The 19,780-nt window shown below is 50.8% G+C and carries 15 protein-coding genes; 2 read left to right on the top strand and 13 right to left on the bottom strand.

Annotated features, from left to right (window positions below):
• Positions 1-6 precede the first annotated feature (6 nt).
• The 4 genes from SIC18_RS08755 to SIC18_RS08740 are packed head-to-tail and all read right to left on the bottom strand — an operon-like array spanning position 7 to position 1,948.
• Positions 7-456, bottom strand: a complete 450-nt coding sequence (locus SIC18_RS08755; RefSeq protein WP_048346382.1) for a hypothetical protein — start codon at positions 454-456, stop codon at positions 7-9.
• Positions 453-698 (bottom strand): hypothetical protein, encoded by a 246-nt coding sequence (locus SIC18_RS08750; RefSeq protein WP_048346381.1) that lies wholly within the window; start codon positions 696-698, stop codon positions 453-455. The genes SIC18_RS08755 and SIC18_RS08750 overlap by 4 nt, the downstream gene beginning before the upstream one ends.
• Before the next feature lie 48 nt (positions 699-746).
• Positions 747-1,382 carry a DUF4335 domain-containing protein gene (locus SIC18_RS08745; protein WP_048348109.1) on the bottom strand — a complete coding sequence of 212 codons (636 nt, stop codon included), beginning with the start codon at positions 1,380-1,382 and terminating at the stop codon, positions 747-749.
• A gap of 8 nt (positions 1,383-1,390) precedes the next feature.
• Positions 1,391-1,948 (bottom strand): DUF3038 domain-containing protein, encoded by a 558-nt coding sequence (locus SIC18_RS08740; protein ID WP_048346380.1) that lies wholly within the window; start codon positions 1,946-1,948, stop codon positions 1,391-1,393.
• Between the two features lie 572 nt (positions 1,949-2,520).
• Here SIC18_RS08740 and SIC18_RS08735 point away from each other — a divergent pair.
• Positions 2,521-3,039 (top strand): adenine phosphoribosyltransferase, encoded by a 519-nt coding sequence (locus SIC18_RS08735; protein ID WP_413429348.1) that lies wholly within the window; start codon positions 2,521-2,523, stop codon positions 3,037-3,039.
• Here SIC18_RS08735 and SIC18_RS08730 read toward each other — a convergent pair.
• The 5 genes from SIC18_RS08730 to dapB are packed head-to-tail and all read right to left on the bottom strand — an operon-like array spanning position 3,030 to position 6,246.
• A complete protein-coding gene (locus tag SIC18_RS08730; RefSeq protein WP_048346377.1) occupies positions 3,030-3,242 on the bottom strand; it encodes a DUF2949 domain-containing protein in 213 nt (70 codons plus the stop codon). The two genes, SIC18_RS08735 and SIC18_RS08730, sit on opposite strands and share 10 nt — an antisense overlap.
• 19 nt (positions 3,243-3,261) lie before the next feature.
• Complete coding sequence (locus SIC18_RS08725) at positions 3,262-4,431, bottom strand: FAD-dependent monooxygenase (RefSeq protein ID WP_413429347.1); 1,170 nt, start codon at positions 4,429-4,431, stop codon at positions 3,262-3,264.
• An 8-nt stretch (positions 4,432-4,439) separates the two neighbouring features.
• A complete protein-coding gene (locus tag SIC18_RS08720; RefSeq protein ID WP_048346375.1) occupies positions 4,440-4,691 on the bottom strand; it encodes a hypothetical protein in 252 nt (83 codons plus the stop codon).
• Between the two features lie 17 nt (positions 4,692-4,708).
• Positions 4,709-5,383 (bottom strand): hypothetical protein, encoded by a 675-nt coding sequence (locus SIC18_RS08715; protein ID WP_048346374.1) that lies wholly within the window; start codon positions 5,381-5,383, stop codon positions 4,709-4,711.
• An 11-nt stretch (positions 5,384-5,394) separates the two neighbouring features.
• The gene (gene dapB, locus SIC18_RS08710; RefSeq protein ID WP_250395771.1) at positions 5,395-6,246 is read right to left on the bottom strand and encodes a 4-hydroxy-tetrahydrodipicolinate reductase; all 852 of its coding nucleotides are present in this window, start codon (positions 6,244-6,246) and stop codon (positions 5,395-5,397) included.
• A gap of 118 nt (positions 6,247-6,364) precedes the next feature.
• Between dapB and SIC18_RS08705 the strand changes: the two genes are divergently transcribed.
• Positions 6,365-10,375 carry a magnesium chelatase subunit H gene (locus tag SIC18_RS08705; RefSeq protein WP_413429346.1) on the top strand — a complete coding sequence of 1,337 codons (4,011 nt, stop codon included), beginning with the start codon at positions 6,365-6,367 and terminating at the stop codon, positions 10,373-10,375.
• A gap of 68 nt (positions 10,376-10,443) precedes the next feature.
• On the opposite strand, the gene SIC18_RS08700 is transcribed toward SIC18_RS08705, so the two are convergent.
• The 4 genes from SIC18_RS08700 to SIC18_RS08685 form a co-directional block, all read right to left on the bottom strand.
• Positions 10,444-11,142 carry a winged helix-turn-helix domain-containing protein gene (locus SIC18_RS08700; protein ID WP_413429345.1) on the bottom strand — a complete coding sequence of 233 codons (699 nt, stop codon included), beginning with the start codon at positions 11,140-11,142 and terminating at the stop codon, positions 10,444-10,446.
• 39 nt (positions 11,143-11,181) lie between these two features.
• Complete coding sequence (locus SIC18_RS08695) at positions 11,182-11,586, bottom strand: hypothetical protein (protein WP_413429344.1); 405 nt, start codon at positions 11,584-11,586, stop codon at positions 11,182-11,184.
• Between the two features lie 2 nt (positions 11,587-11,588).
• The gene (locus SIC18_RS08690) at positions 11,589-18,224 is read right to left on the bottom strand and encodes a beta strand repeat-containing protein (RefSeq protein ID WP_413429343.1); all 6,636 of its coding nucleotides are present in this window, start codon (positions 18,222-18,224) and stop codon (positions 11,589-11,591) included.
• Positions 18,225-18,393: 169 nt separating this feature from the next.
• A complete protein-coding gene (locus tag SIC18_RS08685) occupies positions 18,394-19,776 on the bottom strand; it encodes an HlyD family type I secretion periplasmic adaptor subunit (protein ID WP_413429342.1) in 1,383 nt (460 codons plus the stop codon).
• Between the last annotated feature and the right edge of the window lie 4 nt (positions 19,777-19,780).

The raw sequence follows: 19,780 nt of genomic DNA, 5'->3' as shown, positions 1-19,780 counted from the left end.
CCTGAATTAGCGGGATCTTCTCAGCCGGCGGCGGCGAGCCGAACGAGAGCTTCGTGTCGGAGCATTGGGCGATTGAAGCGCTTGTCGACGGGCTGATGATTTGAAAACGACAACAAGCGTTCTTACGAATCGAATCAACCCTGAAATCAACGCCAGCAGACCCAAAAGCAGTAGTGCCGCAATCAGGATCACTGCCGACAAACCAAGAAACGCTTCCAATAATTGACTGAGGCCGCGAATTAAATCAGCAATCGCTTCACTCACAACAACGAGTGCATCGACCTGTGTCGGTAACCAACTCAAGCCAGCGAGCAGGCCGCTCCCAAGCAGTAACAGAAGGACTGACTCAAGCAACATCCTCCAAACGGGCAAACGCTTCGACGGTCGTTTGCGTTGGCTAAACACGCGACGTTCTCTCTGAGTACGAGGCAAACGGGGAATGTTTTTCGAAGTCATGTCACTAACGAAAGATTCGCGCGACGCATCCAGCGTTCAAATTCAATCAGAACCAGCTCATTGGGGCAGTCGATCAAACTGAGATCGCCAACCGTGCAATCTCCATAACCGCTGTGATGAAGAGTGAGTTGATAATCAGAGCCACTCAAGCCACAAACCTCTGGATCACTGCGTACAACAACATCCAAGGAGGCTCCAATCCTTGCGACACGACGTCTCAGATCGGACCAACTAGAGGTCATTGAAGTCAGGCAATCGAAGCCAATATATGGGCGACAACCGCGAGAAGCTCAACGCGATGGATCAGCTTGTGAAGAATCGCTAACCGGGTCTGGGCTAGGGGCCTCTACGGAATCAATCGGAGCCTTGGTCTCCTGGGTAGGCAATGGAACCACCATGGCCATGAGTCCCACCACGACCAGTGCAACACCACCAAACACAGGCGCAGCTAAACGATGAACCAAGGGAACCCGCTCGACCAATTCACGACGACTCAAGGGGTGATTGATGATCTCAGGCCAGGAGATGGAGACGCGATTGTCGGAACGAAGGGCATCGAGGCAGCGCAAAAGATCGGCGAGATCAGCATCATCCAATTGGATTGTCAAAGGTGGAACGTCGGGCTGACTGCTCGTCAGTTCCAACTGATGCCTACCATCCACAGGACGAATGCTCACTGGGTGGTGAGACCAGCCTTCGGGCCTCGAAACCCCTGAGATTTGATGACGTGAATAGGGGAACACAACAGCCATCAAGGCTTCGAGGTGATCGCGTTTCCCCTCAAGTTCAGGAGCACCGACCAATTGAAGACGCCAAGCAGACAGAATCCCAATCACGCCTTCGCCATGCCCAGACGAAAAGTCAGGAAGTCCATCCACCTCTAATCTGGCCGCCGTTTGGTCGTAGCGATAGGAGAGTTTGAGCATCGAAGTCATCAGGGTGTTGGGTCGAGAAGACTGGCGCGAAGGCGATCAACCCCACCGGGACCTGCAGCCAGAGCCAGGGTCAAAACAAGTTGCCGTTGTATCGACGCAGAATGATCAGTACTGAGCAAGCGTTGCACTGCACCCCTCCGAAGATTGAAACGCTCAGCAATCAACTCACTCAAGCGTTGGTCAACCAAGGCCCAGCGCTGTTTACTGAGGTCAGCGGGTTCACGACTCGACAGAAGTTGGTGAAGCATCGGATAAAGCCGATCAGCCATAGCGCAGAGCAGCCTGATTAGAGCCTCTGTTTCTGCCGATCCAAGTCTTCCACGACGGGTGGAGCGTCGAAGCGGGTTATGGCATCGACGCTTCCAAAGCTCCACTCGATTAGGGAAAAGAGTTTCGAAGCCGAGTTGTTGGGTAGCCCAAAGCATCGCCTCACCACCATTGAAATCCAAGGACTCCACAGTGAGCAAAAGGAGATCGAGGCGCTCCATCCCACGACGACCCAACACAACAGTTGGCAAAGACGCGTCTTGGGGAGGAGTGACCGTTGCTTCAGTCATGGCTTGGTGGCGTACCGACTCGAGTCATACCGCTTCGACTTCAATCAAAACAAGGATGGCTGCAGTGCTAACACACGAGCATGGAAGGCGGAAAGCAGCCTGCTCGTTAGCAACCAACAATGATTGACCTTATCTAGACAACTAACCCTAAGGCTTTAAACAATTCTTTCAAGGGAAAGGTGGCTACAGCTGAAATTGACACAAGATCTGGGCCAAACAAGAACTGAGGGAGACAACAGCAGGGGATTGTGACGCATAAGACGAAGCATGCATTGCCGGATTGAGGCACAGATAAACAATTAAAAACGTGGAATATCACCACCCATCAATCAGAAAAAAATGAATGTCATAGGCAAACTATGCCAACAAACTTTCCACTGATAGTCGAGCCACAAGATGGTTTAGAGAAGCTAAAAAACTTAAATCTAAACTCGAATTCAAATCGTTTCATGAGTCTGAGGCATGAATCAGAGCAGATCAGCAACCACACGCTGCGGAGGGGACAACACAACTCAAGATGATCCCTAGCCATATCTGCGATGATGAGGACCAAGTCTTACAAGCATGCATCCTTGGATCTTCGTCACTACGTTCAAGATATTCCAGACTTTCCAAAACCAGGAATTCTCTTCCGGGACATCTCCCCGATGTTGCGTGATCCCCTGGGCTGGGCCGAGGTGATGGATCGCCTAGGTGTGCTGTGCGATTCGTTGAAGCCAGACCTGATTGTGGGAATTGAAGCCAGGGGTTTCATCGTGGGAATGGGCTTGGCAACGCATAAGAAACTTGGGTTCGTTCCAGTTCGCAAACCAGGGAAACTACCCGGCAAGGTGTATGGAATTGATTACGCCCTTGAATACGGAACTGATCGTCTCGAAATTCATGCCGACGCCATGAGAGACCAGCCAAGGATTTTGGTGGTTGATGATCTCTTAGCAACAGGAGGGACTGCCGCAGCCACGGCAGACTTGATCAAACAGGCTGGCGGTCAACTCGTTGGTTGCGCCTTCATCGTGGAACTCACAGATTTAAAAGGACGAGGACGCCTTCCCGACTACATCCAGGTTGAATCTCTAATTCACTACTCCTGAGATTGCTGCCAGTCCAAAACGTCTTGGTATCCCTGCAAACTCAGGAGACCAAAACTCCAGAGCACCACAGGTAGGGGGGCCTGTTCCAATTCGGCTTGGCGCAGACCAAGGTTGATGGCACTGGCACTCAATCCAAGCTTTCCCTGCAAGTAGGAGAGCAATGCCGCCGATGGCTGGGGTTGTGGGTCACTGCTAATGACCATCAAAACCAATCAATTGCTCTCACTTTGGCAAGTGATGCAGCAGAGTGCACGGTCCGTCAGACATCGCCTGAAGCGAAACACGGCGCATCCATGGAGAGTGCTTGAGCATGAAGAGCCCAAAACGACGAACAAGAAGAAGTGCTGACTGACGGTTGGAGAACAAACGAACGAGAAGATCGGTCGCAAAGCCAACAGATAACACATCAAGATAACGTCGTCTAGTGTAACGAGTAGGAACTGCTTTTAGACCCCGCCGAATGGAGGAAGCAGATGTCATCAGCCGAAGAAGAGTTTCAGCATCGCGCCAACAAAGATTGAGACCCTGACCTCCCACAGGATGACAGCGATGTCCAGATTCACCTACAAGGACAACATTATCTTGATGCAGTTTTGGCGCCAAACTAATCTCTAATGGGAATGCTGCGGGGGAATCGAGCAATGCATCTGGCTCAAGACCACGGGGAAGGATCGTAGAAAGATCATCTAAAAAGGCCGATGCCTGAAGAGCAGCCAACTGACGACATCGATCAAGAGGGGCACTCCAAACAACTTGAAAGTCTGAATTTCCAAGTGGCAAAATGGCCAGAGGGCCTTCGGGCCTAAAGCATTCGAAAGCTGTTTCAGAATCAATATTGCGAAAACGTACTTTTGCAGTTAAGCAACCCTGCGAGTAGGCGTGAGACCACCAAGAAAACTTGAGTTGGGATCTTGTTGGTGAGCGAGGACCATCGGCTGCAATCACCAATCCAAAATCATGAATGGAATGAAGTGGTTGAGAGGAAGCTTCGCCGAGGTAAAGCTTCACATGGGTGGATCTCTCAAGTCTGCTCATCAAGAGCTTCATCAAGGACGTGTGATCCAAAATCCATCCAACAGCACGGGATGATCTATTCGAGGAATGGAGATCAGATTCTGTAAAATCTACAGTTCGGTTAATAGCACGATCTTCAAGACTCAAGGTCTTAAAGGGTGACAAAAATGGGGCCAACTCATTCCAAAGGCCTAATCGCGTCAGGAAACGTCTTGAGGAATGAGTTAAAGCATAAGCCCTACTTCGAGAACAGATTTGATCTGCGCTCAGGGGATCAAAGAGATGAATGGAATAACCAACATTTGCAAGCCCAATGGCAAGCAAACTGCCTGTTGGACCGGCTCCATTGATCCGAATCGGAGCTAGGGAGCCGGTCATCACTTAGATCAGCCGATGCCGAGAAGTCCACGGGTGAAGGCTTCACCACCCATGGCCAATTCAGTTGCAAGCAAAGCAATGAAACCAAGCATGGCCATGCGGCCGTTTAGCTTTTCTGCACGGTCGTGAAAGCCCCAACCGCTCTCAACATCCACAACCTGCATCCGTGGCTCTGTGGCAAATGCGTTGAGACGACCACCATCTTCTGTGGTTACGGTTGCACCGCGGATGGTTGCTGCGTTTGTAGAGGCCTGAGTCATCGGAGTTCTGCCGTTCGTTAAGAAGTGTAACCCATTTGTGAAGAAACGTTGCGCAAGCGCATGCGGCAGAGGTCTTCGAACGCAGGTCGAAGCAGATAGGGGTACTCACCGATCCACATCCGCAGACCAGGAAGCCAAGCATCCGTAAGAGCGCCCAATCTTGAAAAGTCGTTGCGGTCACTCAGCACCACACAACGGATCAACACTCCGGAGCGAATCGATGCATGCTGTTTCGTCATTGGAAAGGAGATTCTTCCGAGATAACCGTCCTCATCGGCGAGCTCCAACACCATCCACGTCCTTCGGTTTTCAATCAATTCGAGCTGGCCGCGAGCATCAGCCTGCTCCCGTTGATTTTCGACTCGCTCCTGCCGATAGGCCTTAACAATCTCCCCCTCAAAAAGAGCAGCCGAGGGATAGCGGCGTAAAACGGCATTTTTTCGACCGGCTTCTAAGATCGGCCCCCAAAGGACATAGAGCAAAAACACAACGCCGATCATTAACAAGATCGAGCCCCATCGACTGGATAACTGGCTCTGACTGATTAACAGAGTGATCACTCCCCCAATCGTGGCAATCAGCACACGCTGGAGAACTTTTCGGGGATTGCCAAGGGCAGCTTTGAATTGTTGACCAGTGGCAACAGCGGGTATCAACCGATGCAACTCACCGGGACGAAGCGGAATCAACATCCTGCCAACCCCTAAAGAAGACGCTCGAGGCCGTAAACCAGCGCCTGTAGTTGTCGCACTTTACGGATGCAAAGCAAGACACCTGGCATGTATGCGGCCCGATCAATAGTGTCGTGCCGCAGGGTGTAGGTCTCACCTGGAGAGCCAAACATCACTTCTTGATGAGCCACTAGTCCAGGCAAACGCAAAGAATGCAACCGCAATCCACTCGGACGCTGCCCACCGCGGCTCCCAGCCAGAGATTCATGCTCATCCACTTCTGGTTCATTAAATTGTTTGCCTAGCTCTTCCATGAGTTCGGCTGTTTTGATGCAGGTTCCGCTTGGAGCATCAGCCTTGCGGTTGTGATGGAGCTCAGTCAATTCGGCATGGTCATAAAACCGGGCAGCAGCGGCAGCAGCCTGCTGAAGCAACACCATTCCCACAGAGAAGTTAGGAATCACAGCTCCACCAATGGATGCCTTATCGGAAAACGATTGGAGATCATCAAGTTGGGCGGGTGACAACCCCGTGGTCCCGATCACAGGATGCACGCCATAGGCGATCGCAGCCCTGGTGTTGGCATACACCACAGAGGGGTGGGTGAAATCCACCATGACGGCTCCTTTCCCAGGCCCGGCATCTCGGACGGCCTGACTCGCAGAACACAAGCAGCCTTCGAGATCCGCAGTAACAGCCACCTCCAGGGACTGAAGCCCCAATAATTCGCCCACGTCCTGTCCCTCTTTGCCGGGTGTGTTGTCCACTGCACCCACCAGATGGCAATCGGGAGCCATTTGAACTGCTCGAATCACCTCAGCACCCATTCGACCCAGCGCACCGGTCACCACAACGGGTATCGAACCGGTCTGGATGTCGCTCATGAACGTGTTGCAGATGGACTCAGCCTATGGGGCCAAGCGCGGATGTAACACGAAATGCAGATCTCGAGCAGAGCGACACAGACACACGTAAGCTTCTTTACATTCCTCAATTGAGCTGATGTTTACGCAGGTCCGTTCCGCTGATCGTCGGATTATTCCTGCTGAGAACAACAATCATCAATCGGTCATGAAGGCCGTCTACGTCGTTCTTGAACCGCAATATCAAAGTGCATTAACACAAGCAGCGATCAGTCTCAATGCGCAAGATGGTCCCATTGGGATTGAACTCTGCGGCTATCTGATTGAGGAACTTCGTGATGAACATAATTATGCAGATTTTCAAAAAGATGTTGCTGAGACCGACGTCTTTATTGGATCGCTCATTTTCATTGAAGATCTCGCCCAAAAAGTTGTTGATGCAGTCAGTCCTCACCGCGATCGCCTGAAAGCCGCGGTCGTCTTCCCCTCGATGCCCGAGGTCATGCGCCTCAACAAGTTAGGCAGCTTCTCGATGGCTCAACTCGGGCAGAGCAAAAGCGCGATCGCCGGCTTCATGAAAAAGCGAAAAGAAGCTGGAGGTGCAGGTTTTCAAGACGCCATGCTCAAGCTCTTGAATACGCTTCCAACGGTGCTCAAGTATTTGCCCGTCGAGAAAGCGCAAGATGCTCGCAGCTTCATGCTTAGTTTCCAATATTGGTTGGGTGGCACACCAGATAATCTCCGAAATTTTCTGTTGATGCTGGCTGATAAATATGTATTTCCAGCATCAGATGGTGATGGGCGTCCTGAAGTAGCAGTTGCAGATCCAGAAGTCTTTCCTGATCTCGGGATTTGGCACCCGCTAGCACCTCAAATGTTTGAGGATTTAAAGGAATATTTGAATTGGATGGCGAGTCGCCCAGATCTCAGCGACAAAGCCCGCAAGGGACCAGTGATTGGTCTCGTGCTCCAGCGCAGTCACATCGTGACTGGAGACGATGCCCACTACGTGGCAACCATCCAAGAACTTGAGTTCCGAGGTGCACGCGTTATTCCGATCTTCTGCGGAGGTCTTGATTTTTCAAAACCTGTCAATGCTTTTTTCTACGACCCGCTCAATTCAGAGCAGCCTTTAGTGGACAGCATTGTGTCTCTTACAGGTTTTGCCTTAGTTGGAGGTCCAGCGCGTCAGGACCATCCCAAGGCCGTTGAATCGCTGAAAAAGCTCAATAGGCCATACATGGTTGCCCTGCCCTTGGTCTTTCAAACCACGCAAGAATGGGAAAAAAGTGATTTAGGCCTTCACCCAGTACAGGTAGCACTGCAAATCGCGATTCCAGAGTTAGACGGCGCAATCGAACCCATTGTTTTGTCTGGTCGTGATGACGCCACGGGTAAAGCTCATACCCTGCAAGATCGCGTGGATGCGATTGCTGAAAGAGCAATCCGATGGTCATCATTAGGCCTGAAACCACGTAAAGACAAAAAGCTAGCCATTACCGTTTTTAGCTTTCCCCCAGACAAGGGAAATGTAGGAACGGCGGCCTATCTCAATGTGTTCGATTCGATTCACAGGGTTCTTCAGGAGATGAAGGCCAAGGGATACGACGTTCAGGACATGCCACGGGATGCCAAGGCACTCATGGAGACAGTGATCAACGATCCAGAAGCCCTTCAAGGATCACCAGAACTCTCGATCGCGCATCGAATGAGCGTTGAAGAGTATGAAAGGCTAACTCCTTATTCAGAACGTTTAGAAGAAAACTGGGGGAAACCACCAGGTAATTTGAATAGCGACGGACAAAATTTATTGATCTATGGACGTCATTTTGGAAATATCTTTGTAGGGGTTCAACCAACTTTTGGTTATGAAGGTGATCCTATGCGCCTTCTCTATTCACGCAGCGCAAGTCCTCATCATGGTTTTGCAGCCTATTACACGTACTTAGAAAAGATTTGGGGGGCCGATGCCGTGCTCCACTTCGGCACACATGGATCACTTGAATTTATGCCCGGCAAGCAAATGGGCATGAGTGAAACCTGTTACCCAGACTCCCTGATCGGAGCCTTACCCAACCTCTATTACTACGCAGCCAATAATCCATCGGAAGCAACAATCGCAAAACGTCGAGGTTATGCATCCACAATTAGTTACCTCACACCACCAGCCGAAAATGCTGGCCTTTACAAAGGACTCAAAGAGCTTGGTGAGTTGGTGGGTTCCTATCAACAACTGAGAGAAAGTGCTCGGGGAGTTCAAATCGTGAATGCGATCGTAGAAACCGCACGCCTGTGCAATCTTGATAAAGATGTTGCTCTGCCCGACGATGATTCATCTGATCTAACTCTCGAAAATCGAGACGCGATTGTTGGGGCGATCTACCGCCAGTTGATGGAAATTGAAAGTCGCCTGCTTCCCTGCGGCCTTCATACCATCGGTAAGCCGCCTACGGCAGAAGAAGCGATTGCAACGCTGGTGAGTATTGCCGCCTTGGAGCGAGAAGAAGACGGCCTTCGTTCCTTACCGGGACTACTGGCTGAATCCCTTGGCCGCCAAATCGATGACATCTATCGAGGCAATGATGATGGCGTTCTTGAAGACGTGGAACTCAATCGCACAATCACAGAAGTTTCCCGTGCTGCGGTGGGATCCATGGTGCGGTCTCTGACAGGGAGCGACGGTCGCGTCAATATGCGCGAAAAGTTTGCTTGGTTCCTTGATCTGATCTCTCGGTTTGGATTCAAACGGCCAACACCTTGGTTCAGAGCCTGTTCGGCTGGTGGTTTTACCAACGTTGACAGCACGGCGCTTGACAGCCTGTTTACCTATTTGCGTTTCTGCCTCCAGCAAATCTGCGCAGATATGGAAATGGAGAGCCTGTTAAGAGCTCTCGATGGGGAATACGTTCTGCCTGGCCCCGGAGGAGACCCAATCAGGAATCCAGGCGTACTACCGAGTGGCAAAAACATTCACGCTCTCGATCCTCAAGCAATTCCTACCAGAGCAGCAGTGGCTGCAGCCAAGGTTGTGGTGGACAAACTGATCGAACGACAGAGAGAAGAACAGGGTGAATGGCCTGAAACGATCGCTTGCGTGCTCTGGGGAACAGACAACATCAAAACCTACGGAGAATCACTCGCACAAATCCTTTGGTTTATCGGAGTTCGCCCGGTTCCCGACTCCCTAGGAAGGGTCAACAAACTAGAACTCATTCCCCTGGAAGAACTAGGGCGACCAAGGATCGATGTTGTGGTGAATTGTTCGGGTGTGTTCCGAGACTTGTTTATCAATCAGATGGCCCTGATTGATCAAGGCGTGAAAATGGCTGCCGAATCGGAGGAATCTATTGATCAGAACTTTGTTCGAAAACATGCTCTGGAACAAGCCGAGAAAGAAGGAACAAGTCTTCGTGATGCTGCTTGCCGTGTCTTTTCCAACGCAAGCGGTAGCTACAGCTCCAATGTGAACCTGGCTGTAGAAAACAGCACCTGGGAAGAAGAGGGAGAGCTTCAGGAGATGTACCTCTCTCGCAAAACTTTTGCCTTTAATGCCGATAATCCAGGCGAAATGGATCAAAAGCGTGAAGTCTTCGAATCAGTGATGAAGACAGCAGACGTAACCTTCCAAAATCTCGACTCCGCTGAGATTTCACTCACCGATGTGAGCCATTATTTCGACAGCGACCCCACCAAGTTGATTCAGGGACTTCGCGATGACGGAAAATCGCCAACAAGCTACATCGCAGACACAACGACGGCAAATGCTCAGGTTCGCTCCTTAAGTGAAACGATTCGCCTGGACTCACGAACCAAACTGCTCAATCCAAAGTGGTATGAAGGCATGCTCGATTCTGGTTATGAAGGGGTTCGAGAAGTCGCAAAGCGGTTGAACTTCACGCTTGGATGGAGTGCTACAAGCGGTTCTGTAGACAACTTTGTGTACGAAGAAGCCAATGAAACATTCATCAATGATCCAGAAATGCGCAAACGCTTGCTGGAGCTTAATCCCCATAGTTTCAGGCGGATTGTTGGAACCTTGCTTGAGGTGAATGGACGTGGATATTGGGAAACCTCCGACGAAAACATTCAGCAACTGCAGGAGCTCTATCAAGAGGTTGAGGATCGGATTGAGGGAGTTACAGACTCATAATCAACTCGATCTCCAATCGACACAATGAGATGAGATCAGACCACCTCCGACTGATACTAGTAGCTTCGTTACTTCAAGATATAGCCAACACCTCGTACAGTGTGTATCAGTTTTTCAAGTTTCGGGCGCTCAATTTTCTTTCGCAAATAACGGATATAAACGTCAAGAAGATTGTCATCTCCAGTCCAACTTTGGCCCCAAACATTATGCAAGATTGTCTTGCGGAGCAAGACTATGCCTGAGTTCTGGAGGAAATAAACCAATAGGTCATACTCTTTGACCGTAAGTTTGGCGGAGATGCCGTCACGGCTGACTTCTCGCGTATCAGTATTGAGTTCTAGATCTGTATGGCGAAGCACTGCGCCATCGAGATGGTTGGTCCCCATCGATGCACGGCGGAAGAGCGAATCCAAGCGGGCATCAAGCTCTTCGTAAGCAAAAGGGAATGACAACACATCATCAGCACCAGCCTGTAGAGATTGAACACGTGCCAAAAAGTGATCATCCCTAACCAAATGAATCACAGGTACAGATATCTTCTTAGAGCGAATGAACCGAATCAACTGAAGCGAGGCTTGAAATTGAAAACGGTCACTATCGAAAAGGATTAAATCAGGCTGATCGTCAAGACTGGAAGACAACCGTTGATCTGTCAATTCATCAATAAAAAGAACATAGAACTGACAAGACTTTAGATGTTTAAAAACAACAGAAGTAGATGGGGGCTGATCAGAGAACAAGAGAATTCGCCGATCTGAATTGAGCATTGAGTCGTCTCGAGATCCCTTGGCATTAACTGAATGAGCTTAGACATCGAGTCCGTCAAACCCATCTGACATCATAGATGGAAGGTTGAGGTCATCAAGCGAACCAAGGTCTAGATCAATGGCTGCCATAACAGACTCGGCATCGTAATTTCCTTGATCATCGGCACGAAGATCAAGCGAATCATGATGGTCGGAGTCGAGAATGAGCTCTTCAGCTACTGAATTGAGAACCTGCTGTTCGAGAGAATTGTATTCTTCGGAAGAAATCTGATTCTGATCAAGAAAATCACTGACCAAGCTATCCAGCTCATACATCAAACCAGCTTGACGGGTGCTCGTACCAGGCGAATCAATCTCAGCACCACGCGCCATATCCAAAAACTGGCTGACCACATCAGTGATCGATGCTTCAATTTCAGCGCCTGCAGAAGTGATGTCAATCATGGTTAGGCAAAAACAGGAGAATCGTCAGCAATTTCGAGTGGAATCTCGCAAAGGGAATCATCTACCATTAAATCTAAATCTACATCGATGTCTAGATCGTTTTCGTTCTCTTCATTACCATAGGACTCATCATCAAGAGTCTCGAGATTCATGGGGTTTGAATCGGGCCCCCCATTGTCCATCAGCTCTTGATGCACCTGAGCAATGAGATCGTCTTCAGCAGGATTAGATTCCATGAACTGATTCACCAAGGCGTCGATTGAAACTTCAGTGGATAGATCTTGAGAAGCAAGCTGGGTTGTCGCTGCTTGGTCACCAGTGTCGCTAGCGATTGGATCGGCTGTTGAAGACTGGTCAGACACGATGGATCGAGCGAATGATGTGTCTTCGGCTAGAGCTGTACTGCCGTCTTCATAGCTCACAGTGGCTTGACCGAAGACCGTCACGTCCCCGCCTACTTCAACACGGCTTTCACTGTCATCGCGATAGGTCAGGTTGATGCTGTCAATACCAAGTTCAGACAAGGAAGAAAGCTCGCCTTCATCGGTAATGGCGTCAGAGTTAAGATCCTGCCATACTGCAAACTCGTCAAATCTTTCATCCCTAGCATCTAGGATGCCATCTTGATTCGTGTCGAAAACTTCTGCTACAGCTTGAAGATCAGTTTCTGCATTATTGCTCCACTCGGTGAAAGCAAATTCCTGTGTCTCGTTGATCGAGCCAGATTGATCTGCATCAATCACCAGTAAGCCATCGTTTGGGGCAACCCAGGCGAGATTGCTGAGTATATTAGTTTCTGCATCTTGGAAAACTTGCCCTTCAGATCGAGATAGGTAATCAACCTTTCCATCACGATCCAGATCTATACTAATCGGGTTTATATTTGGCAAAACAGCTAAAAAGCTGGTTTCAATAAATTCTTCGGCCGAAACAATTGTAAAATTATCAATCGCTAATTTTTCGGACCCGCTGTTAGTAAAGACACGAATTTCTACTAGGAGTTGCCCGCTTGCATTAAGAGTACTCGTAAAATTTAATGTGCTGTTGTTTGTGTCGTCACTTTCATCAATAACTGTTGATCCGTTAGCGGAGACTGTGAACCTATCACTCAGTTCCCAATTGCTCACAGTTTGCGCGTCGAAGCTAACATTAACATCTTTACCTGCATTCTCTGATCCAAATTCAAACGTTTTGGTTGCTCTGTTGTTTTCCCCACGTCGTATTTCGAGCGCGTCATCAATATCAGATGCAAAGCTGCCTGCTGTTGACCAAAGACTGTTATTACTCCTGCCCTCGAACTCGTCTCGATACAGTTGGGTATTTGCAGGGATTGTGCTGACATTTGCAGCACCTATTTCTATGTCGAACTCTATAGAGTCGATATCTTCGTCGCCATCCTTCACTTTTAGATCAAACTCAATATCTTCTTGTTGACCTGTCGCTATGATTTGTAGAGAATCAGTCGCGGTTGTATCTGAATTTAGATTCAGTACAGCAACTGCACTTCCCGCTTTTGAAATTATCAATTCAACGTCCGTCTGATTAGCTTGGGATATCACGCCTGTATATCCTTGCGTTAGATTGTCAATTGCATAGCCATCAAGGTTATTGATGCCATCTGCACCAAAATCCCATGAAGCCAGGTTTTGATTGGCGTATGTTGCGTCTGTATTTTCAACTTGGATCAGCACTTCTCCGGGAAGTGCTGGCCCAGTAAGTTGCACATTGCTTATTCCTTGGATCGTCGCAATTTCAGTTTTTTGAGTCGTTTCGCCGCCAACCCAGAATTCAAAGTTTCCATCTGCATTCAATGTTCCTGTTACTTGTGCTGTATGGTTAAAGGTGAAATTCGCGTTGATCGAACTTGGGGGAGCATAAGTAATTCCCTCGGTTGATAAATTATTGTAAAATGGTTCTTGTTGAGGGTAGCCTGAGGCTCCTGCATCAGCGTTATAAAAGAAGATCTCATCTGCTGTTGCACTGGATCCCGGGCCACCATTTAAACGCCAATCAGCTTCCTGAGCTGGGTTATCTGGTATAAAAACGGACCAATTGTCATCGAAGAAGTTGTTAAATCCAACACCATCATAATTCCATGATCCGCTGATCTCTACATCGAGGTCAATTGTAATTGTTTGGTTTGCATATATGGGATCAAAGTCGAGTGCAATTCTGCTGAAGTCGCTGTAGTTGAAATTGGTTGTCCCGTTGATTTGATTATCTCCTCTGTTGTCTCCAACAACAACATTGAATTGCAGTGACTGGCTTGCTGTAAAAATCCCTGGATCGATCTCTGGACCGTCATCGCCGAATTGGATGTTGCCGCCGAGATCGAGAGAGGCGGAGGCGGTGGACGAGGAATCGCCGTCGGAATCGGTGGTGGCGGAGGCGGAGGCGTTGAGTTGGATCAGGCCGTTGGCGAGCGAAGCGAGGTCGTCGATGTAGGCGCCGTTGTAGGTGTCGCTCTGTGAGTGATCAATCGCGAGGGATTGGGTCAAGGTGACCACGCCAGTGGTGGAATCAACGGCGAGGGTGAAGGCGGTAGCGGCGCCCGCGGTCCCTGTGATCACACCGTTGGATTCGGAGAGGGTGATGGCGGTGCCGCCACTGAAGAGACCAGAGGCATCACCATTGCTGACGCCAGTGGCCAAGCCGAGTGAATAGGAGACGGTGCTTGCGGTGCCAGCGCCATCGGCGCCGAAATCAGCAAGATTGCCTGCGGTGAAGGCGCTTGAGAAATCAACTGCCGCAATGACAGGAGAGGTGTTGGTGTCACCCGTGAGTTCCGGGCCGGGGAAATTGCCGTCGGTGAGTCCACCGTCGAAGGTCAAGGCGATCGGTTCCGTGCCCGAGACCACCAAGGTGGGATTGCCAGGGCCGTCATCGCCGAATTGGATGTTGCCGCCGAGATCGAGAGAGGCGGAGGCGGTGGACGAGGAATCGCCGTCGGAATCGGTGGTGGCGGAGGCGGAGGCGTTGAGTTGGATCAGGCCGTTGGCGAGCGAAGCGAGGTCGTCGATGTAGGCGCCGTTGTAGGTGTCGCTCTGTGAGTGATCAATCGCGAGGGATTGGGTCAAGGTGACCACGCCAGTGGTGGAATCAACGGCGAGGGTGAAGGCGGTAGCGGCGCCCGCGGTCCCTGTGATCACACCGTTGGATTCGGAGAGGGTGATGGCGGTGCCGCCACTGAAGAGACCAGAGGCATCACCATTGCTGACGCCAGTGGCCAAGCCGAGTGAATAGGAGACGGTGCTTGCGGTGCCAGCGCCATCGGCGCCGAAATCAGCAAGATTGCCTGCGGTGAAGGCGCTTGAGAAATCAACTGCCGCAATGACAGGAGAGGTGTTGGTGTCACCCGTGAGTTCCGGGCCGGGGAAATTGCCGTCGGTGAGTCCACCGTCGAAGGTCAAGGCGATCGGTTCCGTGCCCGAGACCACCAAGGTGGGATTGCCAGGGCCGTCATCGCCGAATTGGATGTTGCCGCCGAGATCGAGAGAGGCGGAGGCGGTGGACGAGGAATCGCCGTCGGAATCGGTGGTGGCGGAGGCGGAGGCGTTGAGTTGGATCAGGCCGTTGGCGAGCGAAGCGAGGTCGTCGATGTAGGCGCCGTTGTAGGTGTCGCTCTGTGAGTGATCAATCGCGAGGGATTGGGTCAAGGTGACCACGCCAGTGGTGGAATCAACGGCGAGGGTGAAGGCGGTAGCGGCGCCCGCGGTCCCTGTGATCACACCGTTGGATTCGGAGAGGGTGATGGCGGTGCCGCCACTGAAGAGACCAGAGGCATCACCATTGCTGACGCCAGTGGCCAAGCCGAGTGAATAGGAGACGGTGCTTGCGGTGCCAGCGCCATCGGCGCCGAAATCAGCAAGATTGCCTGCGGTGAAGGCGCTTGAGAAATCAACTGCCGCAATGACAGGAGAGGTGTTGGTGTCACCCGTGAGTTCCGGGCCGGGGAAATTGCCGTCGGTGAGTCCACCGTCGAAGGTCAAGGCGATCGGTTCCGTGCCCGAGACCACCAAGGTGGGATTGCCAGGGCCGTCATCGCCGAATTGGATGTTGCCGCCGAGATCGAGAGAGGCGGAGGCGGTGGACGAGGAATCGCCGTCGGAATCGGTGGTGGCGGAGGCGGAGGCGTTGAGTTGGATCAGGCCGTTGGCGAGCGAAGCGAGGTCGTCGATGTAGGCGCCGTTGTAGGTGTCGCTCTGTGAGTGATCAATCGCGAGGGATTGGGTCAAGGTGACCACGCCAGTGGTGGAATCAACGGCGAGGGTGAAGGCGGTAGCGGCGCCCGCGGTCCCTGTGATCACACCGTTGGATTCGGAGAGGGTGATGGCGGTGCCGCCACTGAAGAGACCAGAGGCATCACCATTGCTGACGCCAGTGGCCAAGCCGAGTGAATAGGAGACGGTGCTTGCGGTGCCAGCGCCATCGGCGCCGAAATCAGCAAGATTGCCTGCGGTGAAGGCGCTTGAGAAATCAACTGCCGCAATGACAGGAGAGGTGTTGGTGTCACCCGTGAGTTCCGGGCCGGGGAAATTGCCGTCGGTGAGTCCACCGTCGAAGGTCAAGGCGATCGGTTCCGTGCCCGAGACCACCAAGGTGGGATTGCCAGGGCCGTCATCGCCGAATTGGATGTTGCCGCCGAGATCGAGAGAGGCGGAGGCGGTGGACGAGGAATCGCCGTCGGAATCGGTGGTGGCGGAGGCGGAGGCGTTGAGTTGGATCAGGCCGTTGGCGAGCGAAGCGAGGTCGTCGATGTAGGCGCCGTTGTAGGTGTCGCTCTGTGAGTGATCAATCGCGAGGGATTGGGTCAAGGTGACCACGCCAGTGGTGGAATCAACGGCGAGGGTGAAGGCGGTAGCGGCGCCCGCGGTCCCTGTGATCACACCGTTGGATTCGGAGAGGGTGATGGCGGTGCCGCCACTGAAGAGACCAGAGGCATCACCATTGCTGACGCCAGTGGCCAAGCCGAGTGAATAGGAGACGGTGCTTGCGGTGCCAGCGCCATCGGCGCCGAAATCAGCAAGATTGCCTGCGGTGAAGGCGCTTGAGAAATCAACTGCCGCAATGACAGGAGAGGTGTTGGTGTCACCCGTGAGTTCCGGGCCGGGGAAATTGCCGTCGGTGAGTCCACCGTCGAAGGTCAAGGCGATCGGTTCCGTGCCCGAGACCACCAAGGTGGGATTGCCAGGGCCGTCATCAATGACCTGGAGGATCAGAGCGATGCCATTGCCGTTATTGACCTGGTCGCCATCGCCATCTACTGCAAAGACGGTGATGACACCGAGGAGCGAGGAAATATCCTCGGTCTGAGCGGTGGGGTCGCTGGGGTCGGAGAGAAGGAAGTTATCGTTAAGCGTGAAGGTATAGCTGCCATCGGCATTGATGACGAGTTCAGCGCGATCGTCGGCGGCGGATGTGGTCGAAGCCGCGATGGCTGAATCGACGGTGGCCGCCTGCGAGAGATAAATGGTGGTGCCAGCAACGAAGGAAGCTCCGTTGATGTCGATGCCAGTGACGCCGCCAAAGCCATCGGCTCCGTAATTGGTGCCCGTAATGGAGGAGAGATCGCCTGTTGTGGCGAGCAGAAAGCTGTCTGGGTCCGTGCCCTCGGCGAGGTTGGCCTCATCCAAAGCAGCGGCGGAGACTGCTGGTGCAACGGTGCTGACTGGGATGTCGTCAACAACGTTGAGCGTCAGGGAGATGCCATTGCCGCCATTGACCTGGACACCATCAGTATCTTCTGCAAAAACCGTGATGCCACCGAGGAAGCCAGAGATGTTGTCGGAGATGACATTGGTTTGAGAATTGGGATTGGTGGGATCGCTAGCAGGATTGGAGAGAAGAAAGTTATCGGTGAGGGTGTAGGTATAGGTGCCGTTAGCATTGATGAGGAGTTCAGCGCGATCGTCGGCGCTGGAGACTGTCAAAGCGGAAATGGGTCCATCGACCGTCCCACCGGTCTGGTCCTGCGAGAGGAAGATGGTGTCGCCGACGTTGAAATCAACACCATTAATTTGGATGCCTGTGACAACGCCGAAGCGGTCGGATTGATTAGCAAAATCACCGGAAACCGAAACCGGAGTATCGAAGGCAAAAGAAAAGGTGCCATCCGGATTGAGGTTGGCCTCAAAGAGAATTTCCTCTTGGTCCGGAAAAACAATGGGATCTGGAGTTGGAGTTGGTTCTGGTTCTGGTTCTGGTTCTGGTTCTGGTTCTATTTCAGTTTCTGCAACTGGTTCATCATCGGGAGCAAACGCCTGCAATTGAGGAATGTCTTCGTCTGACGATTCTGCAAGGGGCGCTGTGAATAAATTTGCAGGAGAAAGATCAGCAATCGTGAATGCTTCTGCTAAATCTGCAGAAAACGGATCAATGCTGGTACCTAAACCACCACCATTATCTAAGGAAATATTGTCTATATCACTAGTGACTTGCTGGCCGAGAGGTGACGGCTCAGCGACTTCAACAACGGGAGTCTCAATATCGACGTTATTATATTTTGTGGCACCTTCGGGATTGTCTGCGACTCCAGCACCCTGATGGGGCTGACTATTGGGCACAAAATTATTTTTGTTTTCCTCAGCAACAGACGCTTCGTCAGCCGAATTATCAACAACAGGAGAATAACTATCCAATCGAACCGAGTGCGACTAATCAAATAGTAATTAGCTATTTAGATCGCAGATCATCTTCAGAAAGCATGCGACCTTGAACTGTCAGCGGGAAGACCAGCGATAAGCCGAAAGTCGTTGTACAGCAATGGATCTAAAGAGCTGAAAGTAAACTGAGAATTTCAGGATTGACCTATTCACGCATCGCTCCATTGATCGTCCGAACAAAAGGATGGAATAAGTATTGGAGAACATTGCTTCGCTGCCCTTTGATATCTGCAACGACGGGCATTCCAACCTGTACAGGGTATTTTTGATTAGAGGAATCAAGGTATTGCCGATCAAGCTCAATCATTGCATTGTAATAAAATTGACGGTCATCAGGATTTTGAACAGTATCCCCAGAAATGGACGTCAAACGTCCAGGAATAGTGCCGTAAATGGATGAATCAAAAGGCTGAAGATTAACCTCGACATCTTGTCCGATATGAACAAAACCAATATCCTGTGATGGGATTCGAGCTTCAACTAATTTTGTGGTGCCAGCTGGTACAACCGACGCAACCACCGCTCCAGGTGCTACGACAGCTCCGGGAGCAGAAAAACGAAGGTCACTCACTGTTCCTGATACTGGTGCTTTGACAACCATTCGTGAAAGTTGAAAACGGACTTTCTTGATGTTTTCTGCAACAACTGATTCCTCATTGACCAAGGATGCTATTTCTGAATTTTGTTCGAGTGCTAAGCCTGATTGAAGGCTTTGAAGGTTAGCTTTTGCTTGAGCAAATGCTTTTGTCGCCTCATTACGTGCACCACGAATTTCCTCAACTTTTGCTTGAGCATTGACAAGTTGAAGCCTTGAGCTTGCACCATCTTTTGTCAGTGAGGCCCACATATCTCTTTCTTCAATTAGTAGTTTCAACTGTTTATTTAGACCATTGATTTCCGCAGATTTCTCAGCAACAACAGCGTTAGCAGACTTCAATTGATCCGATGCATTCTCTAATCGGCTAGTAAGAAGATTCTGTTGCGCAACACTTACCTTACTTTCATTAAAACCATCAATATTGTTTTGTCTGGGCAATACATCGTCTCCACGAATTGCAGCTTGAAGCTGTTGTTGCTGAATAATGAGAGCATCCAACTTAGATTTTGTAGCAGAAAATTCACTACCTACCATTTGTGGGTTTAATTGAAGTAAAGCATCTCCCTTTCTGACTGACTGACCATTTTTAACGTTAACAGACGAAACAATACCACCTTCTAAATGTTGAATGATATTAACGGAACCTTGAGGTATGACTTCACCAGAAGCTTCGATAACCTGGGTGATGGGCGTTAGTGCAGCCCATGGGAAGAAAATAAGAGCTGCTGCGCCTAACACATAAAGGCTTCTTTTAACGAATAAATTATCCTGCGGATCTTCAAGCTCTAAGGCCTGAGCCAATCTATTTCTACCTATCAATGCATTAGAGTCTGATGCTGACAAACCAGGAAGTTTGCTAAAAAGTGAAGCTGAATTGGAAACCTTTGAACTCGATTCTGGGGTGAATCCATTTGAAGTAGAGTTTGCCATGAAA

The sequence above is a fragment of the Synechococcus sp. Cu2B8-bc1011 genome, from assembly GCF_047302735.1.
Lineage (GTDB): Bacteria > Cyanobacteriota > Cyanobacteriia > PCC-6307 > Cyanobiaceae > Synechococcus_C.
This window is presented reverse-complemented; position numbering and strand designations above follow the sequence as displayed.

What these genes read in the sequence shown, in the direction of transcription:
- SIC18_RS08755 (WP_048346382.1), bottom strand. Translation starts at nt 456, where the DNA reads ATGACTTCGAAAAACATTCCCCGTTTGCCTCGTACTCAGAGAGAACGT.
- SIC18_RS08750 (WP_048346381.1), bottom strand. Translation starts at nt 698, where the DNA reads ATGACCTCTAGTTGGTCCGATCTGAGACGTCGTGTCGCAAGGATTGGA.
- SIC18_RS08745 (WP_048348109.1), bottom strand. Translation starts at nt 1,382, where the DNA reads ATGCTCAAACTCTCCTATCGCTACGACCAAACGGCGGCCAGATTAGAG.
- SIC18_RS08740 (WP_048346380.1), bottom strand. Translation starts at nt 1,948, where the DNA reads ATGACTGAAGCAACGGTCACTCCTCCCCAAGACGCGTCTTTGCCAACT.
- SIC18_RS08730 (WP_048346377.1), bottom strand. Translation starts at nt 3,242, where the DNA reads ATGGTCATTAGCAGTGACCCACAACCCCAGCCATCGGCGGCATTGCTC.
- SIC18_RS08725 (WP_413429347.1), bottom strand. Translation starts at nt 4,431, where the DNA reads ATGACCGGCTCCCTAGCTCCGATTCGGATCAATGGAGCCGGTCCAACA.
- SIC18_RS08720 (WP_048346375.1), bottom strand. Translation starts at nt 4,691, where the DNA reads ATGACTCAGGCCTCTACAAACGCAGCAACCATCCGCGGTGCAACCGTA.
- SIC18_RS08715 (WP_048346374.1), bottom strand. Translation starts at nt 5,383, where the DNA reads ATGTTGATTCCGCTTCGTCCCGGTGAGTTGCATCGGTTGATACCCGCT.
- dapB (WP_250395771.1), bottom strand. Translation starts at nt 6,246, where the DNA reads ATGAGCGACATCCAGACCGGTTCGATACCCGTTGTGGTGACCGGTGCG.
- SIC18_RS08705 (WP_413429346.1), top strand. Translation starts at nt 6,365, where the DNA reads ATGTTTACGCAGGTCCGTTCCGCTGATCGTCGGATTATTCCTGCTGAG.
- SIC18_RS08700 (WP_413429345.1), bottom strand. Translation starts at nt 11,142, where the DNA reads ATGCTCAATTCAGATCGGCGAATTCTCTTGTTCTCTGATCAGCCCCCA.
- SIC18_RS08695 (WP_413429344.1), bottom strand. Translation starts at nt 11,586, where the DNA reads ATGATTGACATCACTTCTGCAGGCGCTGAAATTGAAGCATCGATCACT.
- SIC18_RS08685 (WP_413429342.1), bottom strand. Translation starts at nt 19,776, where the DNA reads ATGGCAAACTCTACTTCAAATGGATTCACCCCAGAATCGAGTTCAAAG.